We start from the raw sequence: 16789 nt of genomic DNA on the forward strand, positions 1-16789 counted from the left end.
TCATGCGGCCGTGCCCATCTGTGATGGATCGAGGTGTCTGGCGAAGGTGCTGCCGGATGAAGCGAGGGTGGTGGGTGCGTCGAATGTGGACAAGGGGGAGCCCGGAGCCATCACTTTGCCCTCGTCCGTCGGCCCGAAGTAGTCCATGAAGGGCCCGACCACCGGGATATCGCCGATCTTGAATTGGTCATCGGTCCAACGTCCTTGGTCCCAGGTTCCGTTATGCATGTTGGACCCAATGGCCAAGGCGGCACCGGTCCAAGTGGCGGCCTTGTCGACCGCCGTACCTGAGGCGATGAAGGACCATCCCTTGCCTGCCATGGCCAGGCCCCGGGCTGAGTTGGTAACGCCACTGGGCAGCCCTTTCAGCCCACCCCAGATGTTGCCAAACTTGACGTTGCCGAGCGCCTTCATGAAGCCTGAGGAAAGGCGGAGTTCACGTCCGGCTGCGACGAGAGGACGGCCGGCTTGAGCGAGTCGCGAACCTGCCAGACTGACGCCGCCGGCGATGACACCGACGGCGTCCCAAGCAATTGTCTCCCAAGTCACGTCGGCACCACCGGCCTTGGCGGCAAGATGGAAGGCGAGAGCGAGGCCGGCGATGATGAAGGCGGCCACGCCAAGGCCGGAGAAGAAGAGGGCGAGAACGCCGACAACCATGGCGATGTCGGCCAGGATGTCGCCGATCAGCTTCCAGAAGTTCGGATCCGTGATGGTGTCCCACGCGTCCGAGATCAAATCACCAACGGCGTCAAGGGCTTCCTCGAACCAACCGGGCTCAGGAGGGGCATCGTCAGCCGCATCCTTGACCAGACGTGAGACGTTCGTCGCGGCTTCTTCGTGCTCAGCCTGAAGGGTGCGGGCCCGGCTGCGGATGTCGGAAAGCTCGCTGTTCGCGGACTCCAGGGAGTCCTTCTTGTCCTTGGAGTGCTTCTCGTATTCTGCTTTCTCTTTGTCCGACATCCCCGACGTGGATGAGGGCAGGGAGTCAACTGCGGTCTGGGCGGCGTTGACTCGCCGGGCCGCTTCCGCCGCCTCCGACTCCAGCTTTCTGGCCCTGGCTTGGAAGGTATCCAGTCGTATTTCCCAGGAGTTGAGGGCGCGGTGCGCCGAGTCCAGTGAGCCCAGGGCCTTCTTCAGATACGGGGGGACCGCGGAGAACGTGTCCTTGAACGCGTCAGCGGCCCTGCCCGCCCACACGCCGTCGGAGGAGCCCATCTTGCGCAGTTCCGTCTGCGCCGTGCCGCTTCCTTCGATGACTCGGCCGACCGCCTTGGCCAGGCCCCTTACGGACTCAAGATCACCCGGCGCCGGGTCGAACCCCAGATTCGAGTATTTATCGGAACTCATCGGACTTCTCCCCGTGACCTTATGTCGCCCATGTGCGACATCCCCCTTCCTTCGACTGCTCTCCGGATGAGACGGTAAGTTATCAGTGGCACTTGCGTGTCACCATGAGCACCCCATCTCGTAGCGGCCGAAGGAGGAAGTGGTATGGATGAACGACACCTGTTGAATGGGTTGATGAAAGCCGTGGCCGAAGAGAAAAGCGAGTACGTGGTAAGGCCGTTCTTCCCTGGCATGAAGAAGTTCGCAGCCTTCGCGTACATTGCGGAGAGGTTCGGCTATCGATATATGGGACATGCGCCGGGTAACGCCGCCTTGAATAATCCCTATTTCCTGTTCCAGCGCGCATCCGACGCTCGCGAGCGAGCTGCCGCCACCATGGCCAGCCGTCCCGGTCTGCCTGGCAAGCATGCGCTGCCCGGGATGCGGCCCGGTCGTGGGCTCACGCCGGATGCGGCGGCTCAACCCGAAGTGGATCTGTTGTATTCACGGATGATCATCGATGCGTGTAGTCGCTATAACCCGCGAGTTTTGAGTAATGTCCTTCTCTTCCCGGTTGTTGCTGCGATCTTCCTCATTTTTCCCGGCTACACGGCTGAACGTGTGGTGATCGCTGGAGGAATCTGGCTCGCACTCATTACTCTTTACCTCGTGGGCCTTTCCGTGACACGGTATAGGCGTGCCAAGCATCTCGCCCGCCTAAGCGCTGCAGGGGTGGAGTGGCCGCCCCGTGCAGCTGCCTGAGTACGCGATGGCCATGTGGTGACAGCCTGCCAGGGCGGCAGATCGAGCTCACTTCTTTTTCTTCCCTGCAGAGCTCTTCAACTCGTCGTAGAGTGCCTGGTCCAGCTTGAGGAATTCCTCGGAAGCCTTGTTGGCGAACTTGGAAACGCCTTTCGTCAGCTTGGAGAGCTGGCCGAAGCCGTAGTCCCAGGATTCGGCAAATTCGTTGCATGCGGACTCAAGGCCGCCGTGGCCCAGCTGGCTGGAGTCCGAGCGAGACATTTCCTTCGATGCATCTTTCATACGGCCACCGCTGTTCTCCAGGGTGCGAGCCATCTCCTTCACGTCATCGGAGAAGAACCTCAGGAACGACATGTGCACCTGCCCCGTGTTTCTGGTCAGCGGTTGACTACTTGGATCTCCTGGACGACGACGTCCTGATCAGCGCCGAACGTGCCGTTCGGAAGATCGCCGCCCTGTCCCGTTGTGCTCGTCCAACTGATCTTCCAGGTGGTGGTCGCCTGAAGCTTGTACGAACCGCCGCCCGAGGAGCGCAGGTACTTCACACCGCATGGAGGGGTCTCGTCGGCCTTGCCTTTGGCGTAGGGTTCGCCGATCTGTCCGTCACGGATCTCGCACTCGCCGGAGGCGGGGTAGGTGACCGCATCCTCCGTGCCCGGTGTGATCTTCAGCGAGACCGGCTCGGCCGTGGTCGTGGCGCTGAGGCCGAGCACTGGCACAGACGCGGTGACGGAGACCGGCTTGAACGCCGCAGTATCCAGCCATGCCCAGGTCGGCAGGTTGACTTTCGTGGTGTTCTGCGGGGCAAGTTCGACGTTGGTAGACGGAACGCGGATCTCGGCGTACGCGAGCTGAGCGAGCATTTCGGACGTGATGGCCTGCGGGCGATCAGCCGGCGGAGCGCCGCCTTCGTCGACCCAGAAGGGCAGTTCGTCGCAGTCCTGGGCCGCTGGGTCCGCCTCCCGTCCCTCCGTGGTGTACGCATCCCACCAGTAGCCCTCGTCCGCCTTGTCCTTGTTGAAGTTCTTGTAGGGCTTGCCGTTGACGAAATAGTTCCGGGTCTTCAGGGACCACTCGGGGCTGGGTGCGCTACTTCCCCACACCTGCCGCATCTGCGCCTCAATCTCCTTGGCCGTGTACTTCGGCGCGTAGTAGCAGGCGGGAGGAGTCCAGGATGTCGTCGGCGTAACAGCACCGGCCGATGTACCGCTGCCGTTCTTCGAGGTGTCGATAACCACCCCAGCGGAGACCCCCGATGAGATCTTGCCGTTGCCAGCCCCGGCTGAAGCGCTGCTGTCCGCCTTGGAGCCGTTGGTGCTGCCGTCGTGTCCATAGCCCGCGAATGCTTGGGGTGAACAGAACGAAAGGGCAATAGCCGCAGCGGAGGCAACCACGGCCGGCTTCCGGTACTTCAGGACTGGCACGCGGCACTCCCCCGTTGCGACGTCAGCGTCTCGGTGATCCAGACGCCCTGCTTGTCGGCCCGAAGTCGGCTGCTGTAGAGGACGTAATTGTCCTTTGATGCCGGACTCACGTCGGTCTTACCGGTCTTGAGGTTCTTATTGTAAGCTTTATTCTGATCTTCGCAGTAGACGAAGCCCGCCGTACCGTCACTATTGATCTTGACTTTGGCGTCGTAGTATCGCTTGGCTCCGGTGATGCGGTCCTTGTAATCCACGAATTCCTGGATGAACCTCTGGCTGCTCGCTGCGGCTTCACCATCGGAGTAGAAGCGGTACGCCTTGCTGTGCGGGTCTTGCTCAGCGATAGCCATGTCGACGGCCTTGATGAACTGTGCGCTGTCGGCCAGGACTGCATCCTTGTCCTTGTCGCCAGTCTTGGGCCAGTCGAAGGCGTATGTCAGATCCGACGGCAATTCAATCTTCGGCCGATCAGATGCGGTCGCTGTCGAAGCGGTCGGAGACACCGATGCCTCACCCCCCGTGTCGGCCCCCGCGATCTTGTCTTGGCTCCCGGAGCTGTCACCGCCGCTCCCGCAGGCGGATAGCGCCATGGCCACGACAGCGGTTAGCGCGGCGGCTGTGAGCAGAGTGGGACGGCGCTTCACGGATGGCTCCCGGTGGGGCGAGGGTCGCACGAATGCGCCAACGCTATCGACGGCTCATGAGTGACACCAGTTGCGTTTACGTCATGCACGCCCCTTCCAACCAGGCAAATCCTGACAGAAGCTGCCACATGAGCACGGTTTCCGGATCACTGTTCTGCAACGCAAACGAATCCTTTGAACATGGCCCCACTGCCGACGTCGACTCCTGGCGGCGGCGCTGATCCACAGAGGCAACGGCCCAGGCCCCGCGGTGGGTCAGCCGTCAGGAATTCGCGGCGGGGAACATCTCCTACGGCGGCAGGGCAACTGGGTCACCCTGCCGCCTGGCGCACTGCTCTTCCGTGGGGGGCCTCACCACCTTCACCGACTGACGCCCCTCACCTCCGTGACAGACCGTCACTGAAGAACGCCACCCGGCCGCACGGGTCACTGGGCACGGCAGGGGGGACAAGCCGCGGCCCGTTCGCCGCGCCAGGTAGCCTTCACCCGGAGAACACCGACACGACTCGGTACGACCACTCACCCGACCGACCGTCAGAAACGGTCCGGAAAGATGACGTAGGTCATAAAAGGGCACAACGACGGAACCACACGACAGGTTTCGCCCAGGCCTCATTGCCCGACGTGACCCGCCGTGATACACAGAGTGACCATACGATCCTTCGTACACCGTCCGGCGCCTCCCTTAGGGGCAGGCGCGGAACGGTGGCAAGGTATTCGTACGAAACCCGCCAATCAATGACGCCAAGTCGACATACGACAGCGTCATCGTCGGCGAGAATGAGGCCTGACCTCTGCACGACCGCAGAGGATGCGGAACTACCCAACAGGGGCGGTGACTTACATGCTCTTTGCGGCCGATAAGGGAGACATCAACACCATCATCGGCGGGATCGCTCCGGACTGGGGCCCCTTCGGCAGCCTGGGCAACGAGGCCAAGGTGATGATCGAGGTCGTGATGGCGGTCGCCATCCTGCTCTGCCTCGGCATCGCCATCTGGGGCGCCGCCAAGCAGCGCATCGGTGCCACCGCCCTGCGGGACACCTTCAGCGCCGAGCAGGGCAAGGGCCTCATCATCGCGGGCCTGACGGGCGTGTTCATCATCGGCTCACTCGGCACGCTCTTCACCATCGTGTACGGCATGGCCGTGTAGGCCGGGCACGGTCCGTCCCGGCCGGGCACGCCCGGCTCCCCCTCCATCCCACCCGCCCGTCGTGCCCACCGGCGAAGGTTGCGTTTCCCTGATGTCGAGTCACCACACCGCGCCCGCGCGGGAACCAGCACGGCTACCGTCGTACGAGGAGTACGAGCAGTACGACCGGTACGAGGTGTTTCCGCACGACGTCGAGGGGGCGTACGCGGCATGAGTCTCGGTGACGAGCACGAAGCCTCCGGCGGCTACGGCGGCACGGGCCAGACACGCACCCGCCTGCCCGACACCGGATCCGACCCCTACGGCACCCCCCGCCGCCCCCGCTCGTCGTCCCGCAGCCTGGTCACGGTGGTCGGCGTGGTGGTCCTACTGATCGCGGCGATCGCCTTCGCGAACCGTGGGGGAGGCGACGGTTCCTCATCCGCGGGCGGCAGTGCCAACAAGCCGGAGGCCGCGTCGACGGCGCCTTCGGGGCAGCGGCCGGTGCAGGCGAAGACCGGGGCAATTCCATCGGGGTTCGCACATGACCAGCAGGGAGTGGAGAGTGCGGCGGCCAACTATGCCGTCGCGCTGGGCTCGGCCGACATGTTCGACAAGGCCAAGCGCGACGCCGTCCTGCGGGGCATCATCGCTCCCTCCCGGGTGGCCGGCTTCGAAGCGAGACTGGACAAGGCGTACACACCGGAGTTCAACAAGAACATCGGCCTGAACGAGGACGGCTCAGCCCCTGAGGGCTTCACGTTCGTGTCCCGGACGAGCCCGATCGGCACCAAGGTCACCGAGTACTCGGCCGGCAGCGCGGCCGTCGAGGTCTGGTGCAGCGGCCTCCTTGGCCTTGCGGGCGAGAACTCCACGACCCCGGTCACGAACAGCTGGTTCACCATCACGATGCAACTCGAGTGGACCAATAGCGACTGGAAAATCGTGACGCACTCTCAGAAGGACGGCCCGACGCCCGTTCCCGGCGATGACAGGGCCTCCAGCGCCGACGAAATGGCGAAGGCCGTCGAAGAGTACGGAGGCTTCACGTATGCCCGGTAGCTCGCACCGCGTGCTCAAGCTCGTCGGCTTCGTGGCCGCCGCACAGGCGTCCGCCGTACTGTTCGCCACACGAGCCTTGGCAGCGCCCACGCCCACGCCCACACCGAGCGAGAGCGGCGACTGCTCGCTGATCGCTCCGCCTGCCAGGAAGTACTGCGAGGAAGGCGGCGGCTCCGGCGGAGGGGGCGGCGGCACCTCCCGCCTGGACCCCACCTCCACCCTCGACCCCCTCTCCTCCCTCGCCAAGGGCTGTGCCGACGCCGCCTCCTGGACCGTCGAGAAGCTCAGCGAGGCAGTGAAGGAGACGGCGAACGTCGACTTCACGAACCCGAAGTTCCTCCAGCAGTACGCCGTCGTCTTCGCCGCGTCGACGATCCTCACGCTCCTGCTCTGGCTCCTGGCCGTCGCCAAGCGAGCCGTCCGCGGCGTGCCCCTCACCACCGCCATCTCCGAAGCCATCGGCTTCCTCTGGCTGACCGTGCTGGCCTCCGCCTTCACCCCGCTGATCCTCTACACCGTCGTATCAGCCACCGACGGCGTCACCGAGGTCCTCGCCAAAGCCACCGGCGACCAGACCGACGCCTTCTTCGGCACGTTCTCCGAGGCCCTCAAGAAGGGCGAGGACATCGGCGGCGGCCCGATCATGCTGATCGTCGTCTCCCTGGTCAGCATCCTCGCCGCCGGCGTGCTGTGGCTGGAGCTCGTCATCCGCGCCGCCCTGCTCTACGTCGGCGCCCTCCTCGGCACCGTCGTCTACGCCGGCCTCGTCGACAAGAACCTGTGGGGCCACGTCCGCCGCTGGGCCGGCATCATGATCGCCGTGATCCTGGTCAAGCCGGTGATCGTCATCGTGCTCGGCCTCGCCGGCGCGCTCTCCGCCGACGACGGCCCAGACGCCTTCTCCGCCGTGGTCTCCGGCCTCGCCATCATCCTGCTCGCCATCTTCGCCAGCGCGATGATCTACCGCTTCGTCCCCGGCTTCGGCGACGAGATCGCCGGCTCCCGCAACAACCGCCTCATGCAGGGCGCCGAGGGCAAGGCCGCCGCGGTCATCAGCTCCCCGGCCACCCTGGTCGCGCAGGGCATCAAGACCCACAGCTCGCGCGCCGACAACAATGGCGGAGGCAGCCAGTCCTCCGCCCCCCGCCCCAGCAACCCCGCCTCCGGTGGAGTCGCCGCGCACAGCTCGCGCACCTCGAACGGCGGCGGATCTGTCCCCTCCGCCGCACCCGCACCCCGTTCGAGCAGCCCCGTCAACACTCCCCACGCCAGCAGCACCCGCAACAGCAGTACCAACCGCACGGGAGGTGAAGGGCGTTGACGACCGAGTCCCACGTGTCCCATCCGGTCACGCCCCGCCGGACATATCTGATCGGCCGCGCCCGGCCGAACGCGATCATCGGCCGCAACCGCGAGACCGGCGAGATCGCCCTGATCGTCGTGGGCGCGTTCCTCGGCATGATGTGCGGGCTCCTCGTCCCCGTGCTGTCCCTGCGCATCGTGCTGCTCGCCGGCTTCCCGATGCTCGCGCTGGCCGCCGTCTACGTGCCGTACAAGCACCGCACGTTCTACAAGTGGTTCGAGATCAACCGCAGCTACAAGCGGACCCTGAAGCAGGGCACCGCCTACCGCTCCTCCGTCATCGAGGCCGGGACGCGGCTGGACGGGCGCGAGGTCGAGATCGGACCGCCCCCGGGCATCGGCAGGATCACCTGGCTCTCCGCCCCCTTCGGCCCCGACGAGATCGCCGTCCTGCTGCACGCCGACCGCAAGACCGTCACCGCCGCCATCGAGATCGAGGGCCCCGGCGTCGGCCTGCGTGACAGCGAGGACCAGGAGGCCCTCGTCGACCGCTTCGGCACCCTGCTCAAGCACGTGGCCAACGGCGACGGCTTCGTCACCCGCCTCCAGATGCTCGCCCGCACCCTCCCCGCCGACCCGGACGCCCACGCCAAGGACGTCGCCGTCCGCGGGGACGACAAGGCACCGCCGTGGCTCCAGCAGTCGTACGACCAGCTCCAGTCGATGGTGTCCACCAGCAGCGAGCAGCACCGCGCCTACCTCGTCGCCTGCATGCACTACACCCGCGACCTCGCCGCCGAGGCCAATGCCATGGCCCGGGCCGCCCGCGCCCACGGCGGCAAGGTCGACCGGGACGCCGGACTCGCCGTCGTCATGGCCCGCGAGCTGACCGACATCTGCTCGCGCCTGCAGGAGGCCGACATCCGCGTACGGCAGCCGCTCGGCCAGAGCAGACTGTCCTCGCTGATCCACTCCATGTACGACCCGGACCACCCGATCGACCACATCCAGGCGATGACGAAACGCAATGCCTGGCCGGCCGAGCTGGACGCCATGGAGCCCACCTACCTCCAGGCCAAGACCCGCGAATCCTCCACCCGCGCCCCCTGGTGCCACGCCACCGCCTGGGTGAAGGAGTGGCCGATGACCCCCGTCGGCGTCAACTTCCTCGCACCGCTGCTCGTCCACACCCCGGACGTCATCCGCACGGTCGCCGTCACCATGGACCTCGAACCCACCGAGGTCGCCATCGAGCGCATGCTGACGGAGAAGACCAACGACGAGGCCGAGGCGTCCCGCGCCGCCAAGATGAACCGCACACTCGACCCGCGAGACGTGGCCGCGAACTCCCGGCTCGACCAGCGCGGCGAGGACCTCGCCAGCGGCGCCGCCGGCGTCAACCTCGTCGGCTACATCACCGTCTCCTCGCGCTCCCCCGAGGCCCTCGCCCGCGACAAGCGGACGATAAGGGCCTCGGCAGGAAAGTCGTACCTGAAGCTGGAATGGTGCGACCGCGAGCACCACCGCGCCTTCGTGAACACCCTTCCCTTCGCCACCGGCATTCGGAGGTAGGACCTGATGCGGGACCCGCTGTCCGTCCTCACCGACGCCTTCACCTCCTTCCTCTTCGGGAAGGTCGAGACGACCCGGCTCCCGGTGCGCACGTCCACGGGCCAGGCCCAGGCGGTCTACCTGCCGACCGCCGCCCCGGGCCTCGGCGACTCCGGCGTCATCATCGGCCGCGAGGTGTACTCCGGAAAGGGCTACATCTACGACCCCTTCCAGCTCTACGGCCAGCAGCTCCCCGCCCCCCACTGGCTGGTCCTCGGCGAGTCCGGCAACGGCAAGTCGGCGCTGGAGAAGACGTACGTCATGCGCCAGCTCCGCTTCCGCGACCGCCAGGTCGTCGTCCTGGACGCCCAGGGCGAGGACGGGGTCGGCGAGTGGAACCTCATCGCGCAGGAGCTGGGGATAACCCCCATCAGGCTGGACCCGATGGCGGCCCTGGACATGGGTATCCGGCTCAACCCGCTCGACCCCGCGATCACGAGCACGGGCCAGCTCGCGCTGCTCCGGACCATCATCGAGGTCGCGATGGGACACGGCCTGGACGAGCGCTCCGGCTTCGCCCTGAAGGTCGCGCACGCCTACGTCAACGAGACCATCGTGGACCGCCAGCCGGTCCTGTCCGACATCGTCGAGCAGCTGCGCCACCCCGAGCCCGAGTCGGCCGAGGCGATGAACGTCGCCATAGACGACGTACGGGCCTGGGGCCTGGACGTGGCACTGGTCCTGGACCGTCTCGTCGACGGTGACCTGCGCGGCATGTTCGACGGCCCCACCACGGTCGGCATCGACCTGGACGCCCCGCTGATCGTCTTCGACCTGTCCCACATCGACCGCAACTCCATCGCCATGCCCATCCTCATGGCGATCGTCGGCGTGTGGCTGGAGCACACCTGGATCCGCCCCGACCGGAAGAAGCGCATCTTCCTGGTCGAGGAGGCCTGGCACATCATCAACAGCCCCTTCGTGGCACAGCTGTTCCAGCGCCTGCTGAAGTTCGGGCGGCGGCTCGGCCTGTCGTTCGTGGCGGTGGTCCACCACCTGTCGGACGTGGTGGACGGTGCGGCGGCGAAGGAGGCGGCGGCGATCCTGAAGATGGCGTCGACGCGGACGATCTACGCCCAGAAGGCGGACGAGGCGAGGGCGACGGGCCGCGTCCTGGGCCTGCCCCGCTGGGCGGTCGAGATCATCCCGACCCTCACCCCCGGCATCGCCGTCTGGGACGTCAACGGCAACGTCCAGGTCGTCAAACACCTGGTCACGGAGACCGAACGCCCACTGGTCTTCACCGACCGCGCGATGACCGAGTCCTCCGCGGACCTCGCGGACGACGACGCCCTGCACGCCGCCGAACTCGAGGCGGAGGAACGGGCGGCGGCCTTCGTGGAGCACCACCTGGGCGACTCCGAGTCGACAGTGGCGTAGGGGGAGGGCGCGTGAGACCGGACGACCGCCGTACCCAGCGGGACCCCCAGGGAGGCATCCCCGACGGCCTGCTGGTCGGCATACTCGCGTTCCTCCTCGGCATGACCCTGCTGGTGTGGACGGCCACCGGCCTCGCCGCCCTGTTCGCCCACGGCTCCTGGCCGTCCGGCGTCACCTTCACACGCACGCCCCTGGCCATGCGCGGCCTCATCGCCCAGCCCCACGACATCCCCGGCGCCTGGCCCGACACACCCCCCGGCGAACTCTCCGGCTACGGCCTGTTCTGGGGCCTGTTCATCGGCCAGCTGATGGTCCTGGTCGTCCTGACGGTGTTCGTGATGGGCACGGTGGCCCGCTGGAGGGCAGGCCGGGCACGACGCCGCCTGGAGAGGGCAACTACAGCGGAACGGACAGGGGCCGCGGCATACGAGCCCAGTCCCGCACCCGCGCACGAACTCCCGGCACCACCACTACAGGGCACACCGGGCACGGGGCACGACGTAGCAGCACCGCAACACGGGACGCCGGCACCGGCACAGCACGACGTCCCCACCCCCCGCCGCGCCGCCCCCGAGCCCACGCACCTCCTGGAGCCGACAGCGCCCCTGGCCCCCAACCCGGTGGCCACGCCCGCGACCCCGGCTTCCCTGTTCTCCCAGGAACGGGTGGGCGGGTGGGAAAGAATCCTCGTAGCCCCAAGGGAAACCCGCCAGACCACGGCAACCCAGGCGGTACGCGACGCGGAAGGCCCCGCCCTCGTCGTCACGTCGAACCCCACCCTCTGGCAGGAAACCAAGGACGGCAGGGCAAAGCTCGGCCCCACCCACCTCTACGACCCCACCCACCTCTGCGACACCCCGTCCCGCCTCCACTGGTCCCCCACCACCGGCTGCGAGGACAGAGAAACGGCAACAGCAAGAGCCGCCGCCCTCCTCACCCCCGTCCGCCCCACCGCCAAACTCGACCAAGCCCTCGGCGACACCGCCGAGACACTCCTGCGGAGCTACCTGCACGCCGCCGCCATCGACGGCCGCACCATCCGCCACGTCCACCGCTGGTCCCAGGGCACCCAGATCCAGGACGCCGTACGCATCCTCCGTACCAACCCCAAGGCCGCCCCCGGCTCCGCGGGCGAACTCGAAGGCGCCCTCACCGCCCACCCCGAACGCCGGGACATGGCCCAGCAGCTGACGACCCGTGCCCTCGCGGCGCTCTCCACGGTCAACATCCGCGAGGCCTGCACTCCCAACCGAACTGATGCCCTCGCCCTGGATTCCTTCGTCCACGAAGGGGGCACGCTTTATGTGGTGGGTGAATCCATCGAGGACCCCAGGACGAACCCGGGCGCGATGCCCCTCCTGACGGCCCTCGTCTCCAGCGTGGTCGAGCGCGGCCGGCACATGGCCGAACGGTCATCCTCCGGTCGCCTCGACCCACCATTCACCCTCGTCCTGGACGACGTCGCCGCCGTGGCCCCGCTTCCCCAGCTCCCGGAGCTGCTGGCCACCGGAGCGGACCGGGGCCTGCCGACCCTGGCGCTGCTCCGGTCCCGCGAACAGGGCCGCGCCCGCTGGCCGCACGACGAACTACCGGTCTGAGAAGGGCACCCCCAAAGCGCTCCGCTCGAGCACGAACTCCAACTCCCGCTCCCCGGAGTCCCCGGAGTCCCCGGAGTCCCCGAGCGGCACGATCAGCCCGCTCGGCACGAACCCCACCCTGCGATAGAACCGCTGCGCCCGCCCGTTGTCCTCGTGCACGATGAGCCGCACCCGCTCCAAGCCCCGCCCCCACACCCACTCCAGGGCCGCGTCGAACATCACCTCGGTCAGCCCGCTGCCGCGCTCCTCGGGCCGTACGAACACGCCGACCAGATGCCCCTGCTTGCGCTCCACCGGAAACCCGGCCCAGTCCTTCGTCCCGGGCTCCTCCACGAGCACGGTCAGCGTCCCGACCCAGCGCCCGTCCGGCCCCTCGGCGATGATCTGCTGCGCCGCGTCCGCCCCCTCGGCGGCCCGCGCCGTCCGCTCCTGCCAGAAGGAGTCCGGCCTGGCCGCGGCCTCCTCGTACGTCTCCAGAAAGGCGAGGTGCGCCACCGGATCCCGCAGCGCCGCGAGCCGCAGCTCCTTCGCCGCGACCCACTCATCAGCACGGACGGACCGGATCACATAGCTCATGCCGGCAACGGTAGTACCCGGGTACGGCACCCCTCACCCCGATTACCGCCGCCGGTCCGACGACCGCCGCCCCCCGCACGGACGAGCATCGAAGCATGCTGACGGCACACGAACTCACCAAACGCTACGGCGACCGGACGGTCGTCACCGACCTGTCCTTCACCGTCCGCCCCGGCACCGTCACCGGCTTCCTCGGCCCGAACGGCGCCGGCAAGTCCACGACCATGCGGATGATCCTCGGCCTCGACGCCCCCACCCGCGGCCACGCCACCGTGAGCGGACGCTCCTACGCCGCCCACCCCTCGCCCCTCACGGAAGTCGGCGCCCTGCTGGAGGCCCGCTCGGTCCACCCCGGCCGCACCGCCTACCACCACCTGCGCGCCCTGGCCCACACCCACGGCATCCCCCGGGCCCGGGTCGAACAGGTCCTCGGCCTCACCGGCCTGACCGACGTCGCCCACCGCCGCGTCAAGGGCTTCTCCCTCGGCATGGGCCAACGCCTCGGCATCGCCGCCGCCCTCCTCGGCGACCCGGCCACGCTCATCCTCGACGAGCCGGTCAACGGCCTCGACCCGGAGGGCGTCCTGTGGATCCGCAACCTCCTCAAGTCCCTCGCCGCCGAGGGCCGCACGGTCTTCGTCTCCTCCCACCTGATGAGCGAGATGGCCCTCACCGCCGAGCACCTGGTCATCATCGGCCGCGGCCGCCTCCTCGCCGACACCACCGTCACCGACTTCGTACGCGACTGCGGCACGGGCACCGTCAAGGTCGTCACCCCGCAGGCCTCCGACCTCGTACCCCTCCTCACCGCACCCGGCGTCGACATCACCACCGACACCCCCGGCACCCTCCAGGTCCGCGGCACGGACGCCGAACACATCGGCCGCACGGCAGCCGCCCACGGCATCCCCCTCTACGAACTGACCCCCGACGCCGCCTCCCTGGAGGAGGCCTTCATGGACCTCACCCGCGACGCGATGGAGTACGCGGCGACCCTCGAAGGAGCGGCAGCATGACCACGGCGAGTCTCCCCTACCGCGTGACCCCGGCCCGCGTCCTGCGCTCCGAGTGGCACAAGCTCTGGACCCTGCGCTCCACCTGGATCACCCTCATCGCCACCAGCGCCCTCACCGCCGCCATGGGCGCGGGCCTGGGAGCCGCCTACGACGGCACCGGCGAGGGCGGGATGGACACGGTCGCCTTCGTCCTGCTCGGCACCCAGTTCGCCCAGATCAACCTCGGAGTACTGGGCATCCTCGCCACGGCAGGCGAGTACTCCACGGGCCAGATCCGCGCCACGATGACCGCAGTCCCACGCCGCCTGCCCGTCCTGTGGTCCAAGGCAGCCGTCCTGGCCGCGATCGCCTTCCCCCTCACCCTGCTGACGAACCTCCTCACCTTCCCCCTCGCCCAGTCCTTCCTCACCGGCACCGACCAGTCCGCCGCCCTCGGCGACCCGGGCGTGCTGCGCGCCCTGGCCGGCAACGCGGCCGGCCTCACCCTGCTCGCCGTCCTCGCCCTCGGCATCGGCGCCCTGGTCCGCTCGGTCCCGATGGCCATCGGCGCCTTCATCGGCCTCATCATGATCGTCCCGGAGGTCCTGGCCATGCTCCCGTACGAGATCGTCGACGACGCCGTCCGCTACTTCCCCGGCAAGGCCCTGGAAACCCTCACCACCGCCCAGCCCCTGCCCGACACGGCCTCCCCGGGCACCGCCCTGCTCGCCATGATCCTGTGGACGACGGCGACCCTCACGCTGGCCGCTACGGTCCTACGACGCCGAGACGTCTGACACATGGCCTCGCAAGCCCTCACGATGGACCCCGTGACGGAACACCGGGCGCCGGAGCCCCTCACCGAGTACGCCCACCGCCTCACCCGCAGGGTGCGTGCCTTCGACCGACGCCATCCCCTGCTGTGGGACCTGCACATCACCGGCTTCTGGGTGACAGCCGCCCTGATCGACTACATCGGCGGCGGCTGGCGCCACAACGCCCACAACCTCGACGTCCCCGGCTGGCTCCTCCTCATCCTGAGCCTCGGCTGCTCGGTCCCCCTCCTCTGGCGGCGCACCCACCCCAGGGCCGTCCTCGCCGCCATGGCCCTCTTCGCCCTCGTCAACGCCTGGACCGGCGCCGCCCTCCAGGCAGCCCTGCTCCAGCTCGCCGTCGTCTACCACATCGCCCTGCGCCGGGCCCTGCGCGACCTGTGGTGGGCGACGGCCCTGGTGATCGTCCCGGTCCTGGTGTCGGTCGCCCGCCACGGGGAGGGCACCTGGCACCAGCAGGTCGGCTCCCAGCTGATGTCCATCACCGTGGCCGCCCTCATCGGCGTCACGGTCCGCACCCGCCGCGACTACACCGAGGCCCTGGAGGACCGCGCCCGCCGCCTGGAGACCGAGCGCGACCAGCAGGCCCGACTCGCCACCGCCGCCGAACGCGCCCGCATCGCCCGCGAGATGCACGACATCATCGGCCACAACCTCTCCGTCATCACCGGCCTCGCCGACGGCGGCCGATACGCGGCCGCCAAGTCCCCCGAACGCGCCGCCCAGGCCCTCGACGCCATCGCCACCACCAGCCGCCAGGCCCTCACCGAACTCCGCCGCCTCCTGGACGTCATGCGGGAGGAGGAACACAGCGGCCAGGCCGACCTGACCCCCCAACCCGGCCTCACCGACCTCGACCAACTCCTCGACGGCGTCCGCTCCGCAGGCCTCCCCGTCCGCACCACCACCCACGGCAGCCCCACCCTCCCCCCAGGCCGCCAGCTGACCGTCTACCGCGTCATCCAGGAAGCCCTCACCAACACCCTCAAACACGCCGGCGCAGACGCCACCGCGGAGATAGAGCTGTCCTACGAGGACAAGGGAGCCGTGACAGTGACGATCACGGACACCGGCAACGGCAGCCGAACCGACGACCCGGCCCGCGGCGGTCGTGGACTACCCGGAATGCGCGAGCGAACCGCCCTCTACGGCGGCACACTTGAGGCCGGCCCCCGCCCGCACCCCGAGCAGGGCTGGCGCGTCCGCCTACACCTCCCGGAGGAAAACCCGCAGTGACCACGGTCCTCATCGCCGACGACCAGCCCCTCCAGCGCTTCGGCTCCCGCATGCTCCTGGAGAGCCAGGACGACATGACGGTCGTGGGCGAGGCGGCGAACGGCAGCGAAGCTGTCCGCATGGCGGCGGAGCTCCACCCCGACGTCGTCCTCATGGACATCCGCATGCCCGGCCTGGACGGCATCGAGGCGACCCGGCGCATCACCTCCGCCGGCGACCGCACCCGCATCCTGATCGTCACCACCTTCGACCTGGACGAGTACGCCTACGCCGGCCTCCGCGCAGGCGCCTCCGGCTTCCTCGTCAAGGACGCCCAGCCCGAGGAACTCCTCTCCGGCATCCGCGCGGTGGCCACCGGCGACGCGGTCGTCGCCCCCAGCCTGACCCGCCGCCTCCTTGACGCCTACGTCCACCACCTGCCGACCGACCCGACCGCGGAAACCTCACCCCAGGACGACCCACGCCTCGCTTCCCTCACCGACCGGGAACGCGAAATCCTCACGGTCATCGGCCAAGGCTGGACGAACACGGAGATAGCCACGCGCCTCCACCTGGCCGAGTCGACGGTGAAGACCCACGTGGGCCGCATCCTCGCGAAGACCGGTTCCCGCGACCGCATTCAGGCGGTGATCCTGGCGTACGACACGAAGCTGGTGCAGCCGTCGTGAAAACACCGGCAAAAAACAGAAAAAGGCCCACACCTTACGGTGTGGGCCTTTCCCAATAATTGTTCGGCGGCGTCCTACTCTCCCACAGGGTCCCCCCTGCAGTACCATCGGCGCTGTAAGGCTTAGCTTCCGGGTTCGGAAGGTAACCGGGCGTTTCCCCTACGCTATAACCACCGAAACACTATGAAACTATTCAGCCGCACCATACCGTGACCATGGTATGGGGCTGTTCGTGGT

The 16789-nt window shown here is 67.9% G+C and carries 17 protein-coding genes and 1 rRNA gene; 12 read left to right on the forward strand and 6 right to left on the reverse strand.

Annotated elements, in window-relative coordinates; all coding sequences use genetic code 11:
* Positions 1-1350: a putative T7SS-secreted protein gene (locus ACIBNA_RS32870; protein ID WP_399168827.1), complete on the reverse strand. Its 1350-nt coding sequence runs from the start codon at positions 1348-1350 to the stop codon at positions 1-3.
* Positions 1351-1494: 144 nt separating this feature from the next.
* Here ACIBNA_RS32870 and ACIBNA_RS32875 point away from each other — a divergent pair, with 144 nt between their 5' ends.
* Positions 1495-2091: a hypothetical protein gene (locus tag ACIBNA_RS32875; RefSeq protein ID WP_399168828.1), complete on the forward strand. Its 597-nt coding sequence runs from the start codon at positions 1495-1497 to the stop codon at positions 2089-2091.
* Between the two features lie 48 nt (positions 2092-2139).
* Here ACIBNA_RS32875 and ACIBNA_RS32880 read toward each other — a convergent pair whose 3' ends face one another.
* The 3 genes from ACIBNA_RS32880 to ACIBNA_RS32890 are packed head-to-tail and all read right to left on the reverse strand — an operon-like array spanning position 2140 to position 4159.
* Entirely contained in the window at positions 2140-2445 is a 306-nt protein-coding gene (locus ACIBNA_RS32880; RefSeq protein WP_399168829.1) for a hypothetical protein, read from the reverse strand.
* A gap of 23 nt (positions 2446-2468) precedes the next feature.
* Positions 2469-3515, reverse strand: a complete 1047-nt coding sequence (locus ACIBNA_RS32885) for a hypothetical protein (protein ID WP_399168830.1) — start codon at positions 3513-3515, stop codon at positions 2469-2471.
* Positions 3503-4159, reverse strand: coding sequence for a hypothetical protein (locus tag ACIBNA_RS32890; RefSeq protein ID WP_399168832.1), 657 nt, complete (start codon positions 4157-4159; stop codon positions 3503-3505). The genes ACIBNA_RS32885 and ACIBNA_RS32890 overlap by 13 nt, the downstream gene beginning before the upstream one ends.
* Before the next feature lie 844 nt (positions 4160-5003).
* Between ACIBNA_RS32890 and ACIBNA_RS32895 the strand changes: the two genes are divergently transcribed.
* The 7 genes from ACIBNA_RS32895 to ACIBNA_RS32925 all read left to right on the forward strand — a co-directional run bounded on the left by ACIBNA_RS32895 (position 5004) and on the right by ACIBNA_RS32925 (position 12244).
* Positions 5004-5312 carry a hypothetical protein gene (locus ACIBNA_RS32895; RefSeq protein ID WP_003991275.1) on the forward strand — a complete coding sequence of 103 codons (309 nt, stop codon included), beginning with the start codon at positions 5004-5006 and terminating at the stop codon, positions 5310-5312.
* 91 nt (positions 5313-5403) lie between these two features.
* On the forward strand, positions 5404-5526 hold the full coding sequence (locus tag ACIBNA_RS32900; RefSeq protein ID WP_268250144.1) for a hypothetical protein: 123 nt from the start codon (positions 5404-5406) through the stop codon (positions 5524-5526).
* Positions 5523-6353, forward strand: a complete 831-nt coding sequence (locus ACIBNA_RS32905; RefSeq protein ID WP_399168833.1) for a hypothetical protein — start codon at positions 5523-5525, stop codon at positions 6351-6353. The genes ACIBNA_RS32900 and ACIBNA_RS32905 overlap by 4 nt, the downstream gene beginning before the upstream one ends.
* Complete coding sequence (locus ACIBNA_RS32910; protein WP_399168834.1) at positions 6343-7674, forward strand: hypothetical protein; 1332 nt, start codon at positions 6343-6345, stop codon at positions 7672-7674. Before ACIBNA_RS32905 ends, ACIBNA_RS32910 begins: the two co-directional genes overlap by 11 nt.
* Positions 7671-9227, forward strand: coding sequence for an SCO6880 family protein (locus ACIBNA_RS32915; protein ID WP_399168835.1), 1557 nt, complete (start codon positions 7671-7673; stop codon positions 9225-9227). Before ACIBNA_RS32910 ends, ACIBNA_RS32915 begins: the two co-directional genes overlap by 4 nt.
* 6 nt (positions 9228-9233) lie before the next feature.
* Complete coding sequence (locus ACIBNA_RS32920; protein WP_399168836.1) at positions 9234-10646, forward strand: ATP-binding protein; 1413 nt, start codon at positions 9234-9236, stop codon at positions 10644-10646.
* Positions 10647-10657: 11 nt separating this feature from the next.
* Positions 10658-12244: a TraM recognition domain-containing protein gene (locus ACIBNA_RS32925; protein WP_399168837.1), complete on the forward strand. Its 1587-nt coding sequence runs from the start codon at positions 10658-10660 to the stop codon at positions 12242-12244.
* On the opposite strand, the gene ACIBNA_RS32930 is transcribed toward ACIBNA_RS32925, so the two are convergent.
* On the reverse strand, positions 12233-12820 hold the full coding sequence (locus ACIBNA_RS32930) for a GNAT family N-acetyltransferase (protein ID WP_399168838.1): 588 nt from the start codon (positions 12818-12820) through the stop codon (positions 12233-12235). The two genes, ACIBNA_RS32925 and ACIBNA_RS32930, sit on opposite strands and share 12 nt — an antisense overlap.
* Positions 12821-12915: 95 nt before the next feature.
* On the opposite strand from ACIBNA_RS32930, the gene ACIBNA_RS32935 reads away from it, so the two are divergent.
* From ACIBNA_RS32935 to ACIBNA_RS32950, 4 genes are read left to right on the forward strand one after another with little or no spacing between them, the layout of a single operon-like run.
* On the forward strand, positions 12916-13836 hold the full coding sequence (locus ACIBNA_RS32935; RefSeq protein ID WP_399168839.1) for an ABC transporter ATP-binding protein: 921 nt from the start codon (positions 12916-12918) through the stop codon (positions 13834-13836).
* Positions 13833-14612, forward strand: coding sequence for an ABC transporter permease (locus tag ACIBNA_RS32940; RefSeq protein ID WP_399168840.1), 780 nt, complete (start codon positions 13833-13835; stop codon positions 14610-14612). The genes ACIBNA_RS32935 and ACIBNA_RS32940 overlap by 4 nt, the downstream gene beginning before the upstream one ends.
* A gap of 24 nt (positions 14613-14636) precedes the next feature.
* The gene (locus tag ACIBNA_RS32945) at positions 14637-15884 is read left to right on the forward strand and encodes a sensor histidine kinase (protein ID WP_399168847.1); all 1248 of its coding nucleotides are present in this window, start codon (positions 14637-14639) and stop codon (positions 15882-15884) included.
* Positions 15881-16552, forward strand: coding sequence for a response regulator (locus ACIBNA_RS32950; protein WP_399168841.1), 672 nt, complete (start codon positions 15881-15883; stop codon positions 16550-16552). Before ACIBNA_RS32945 ends, ACIBNA_RS32950 begins: the two co-directional genes overlap by 4 nt.
* Before the next feature lie 61 nt (positions 16553-16613).
* On the opposite strand, the gene rrf is transcribed toward ACIBNA_RS32950, so the two are convergent.
* Positions 16614-16730, reverse strand: a 5S ribosomal RNA gene (gene rrf, locus ACIBNA_RS32955).
* Positions 16731-16789 lie beyond the last annotated feature (59 nt).

It is taken from the genome of Streptomyces sp. NPDC050164, from assembly GCF_044459945.1.
Taxonomy (GTDB): Bacteria; Actinomycetota; Actinomycetes; order Streptomycetales; family Streptomycetaceae; genus Streptomyces; species Streptomyces coeruleorubidus_A.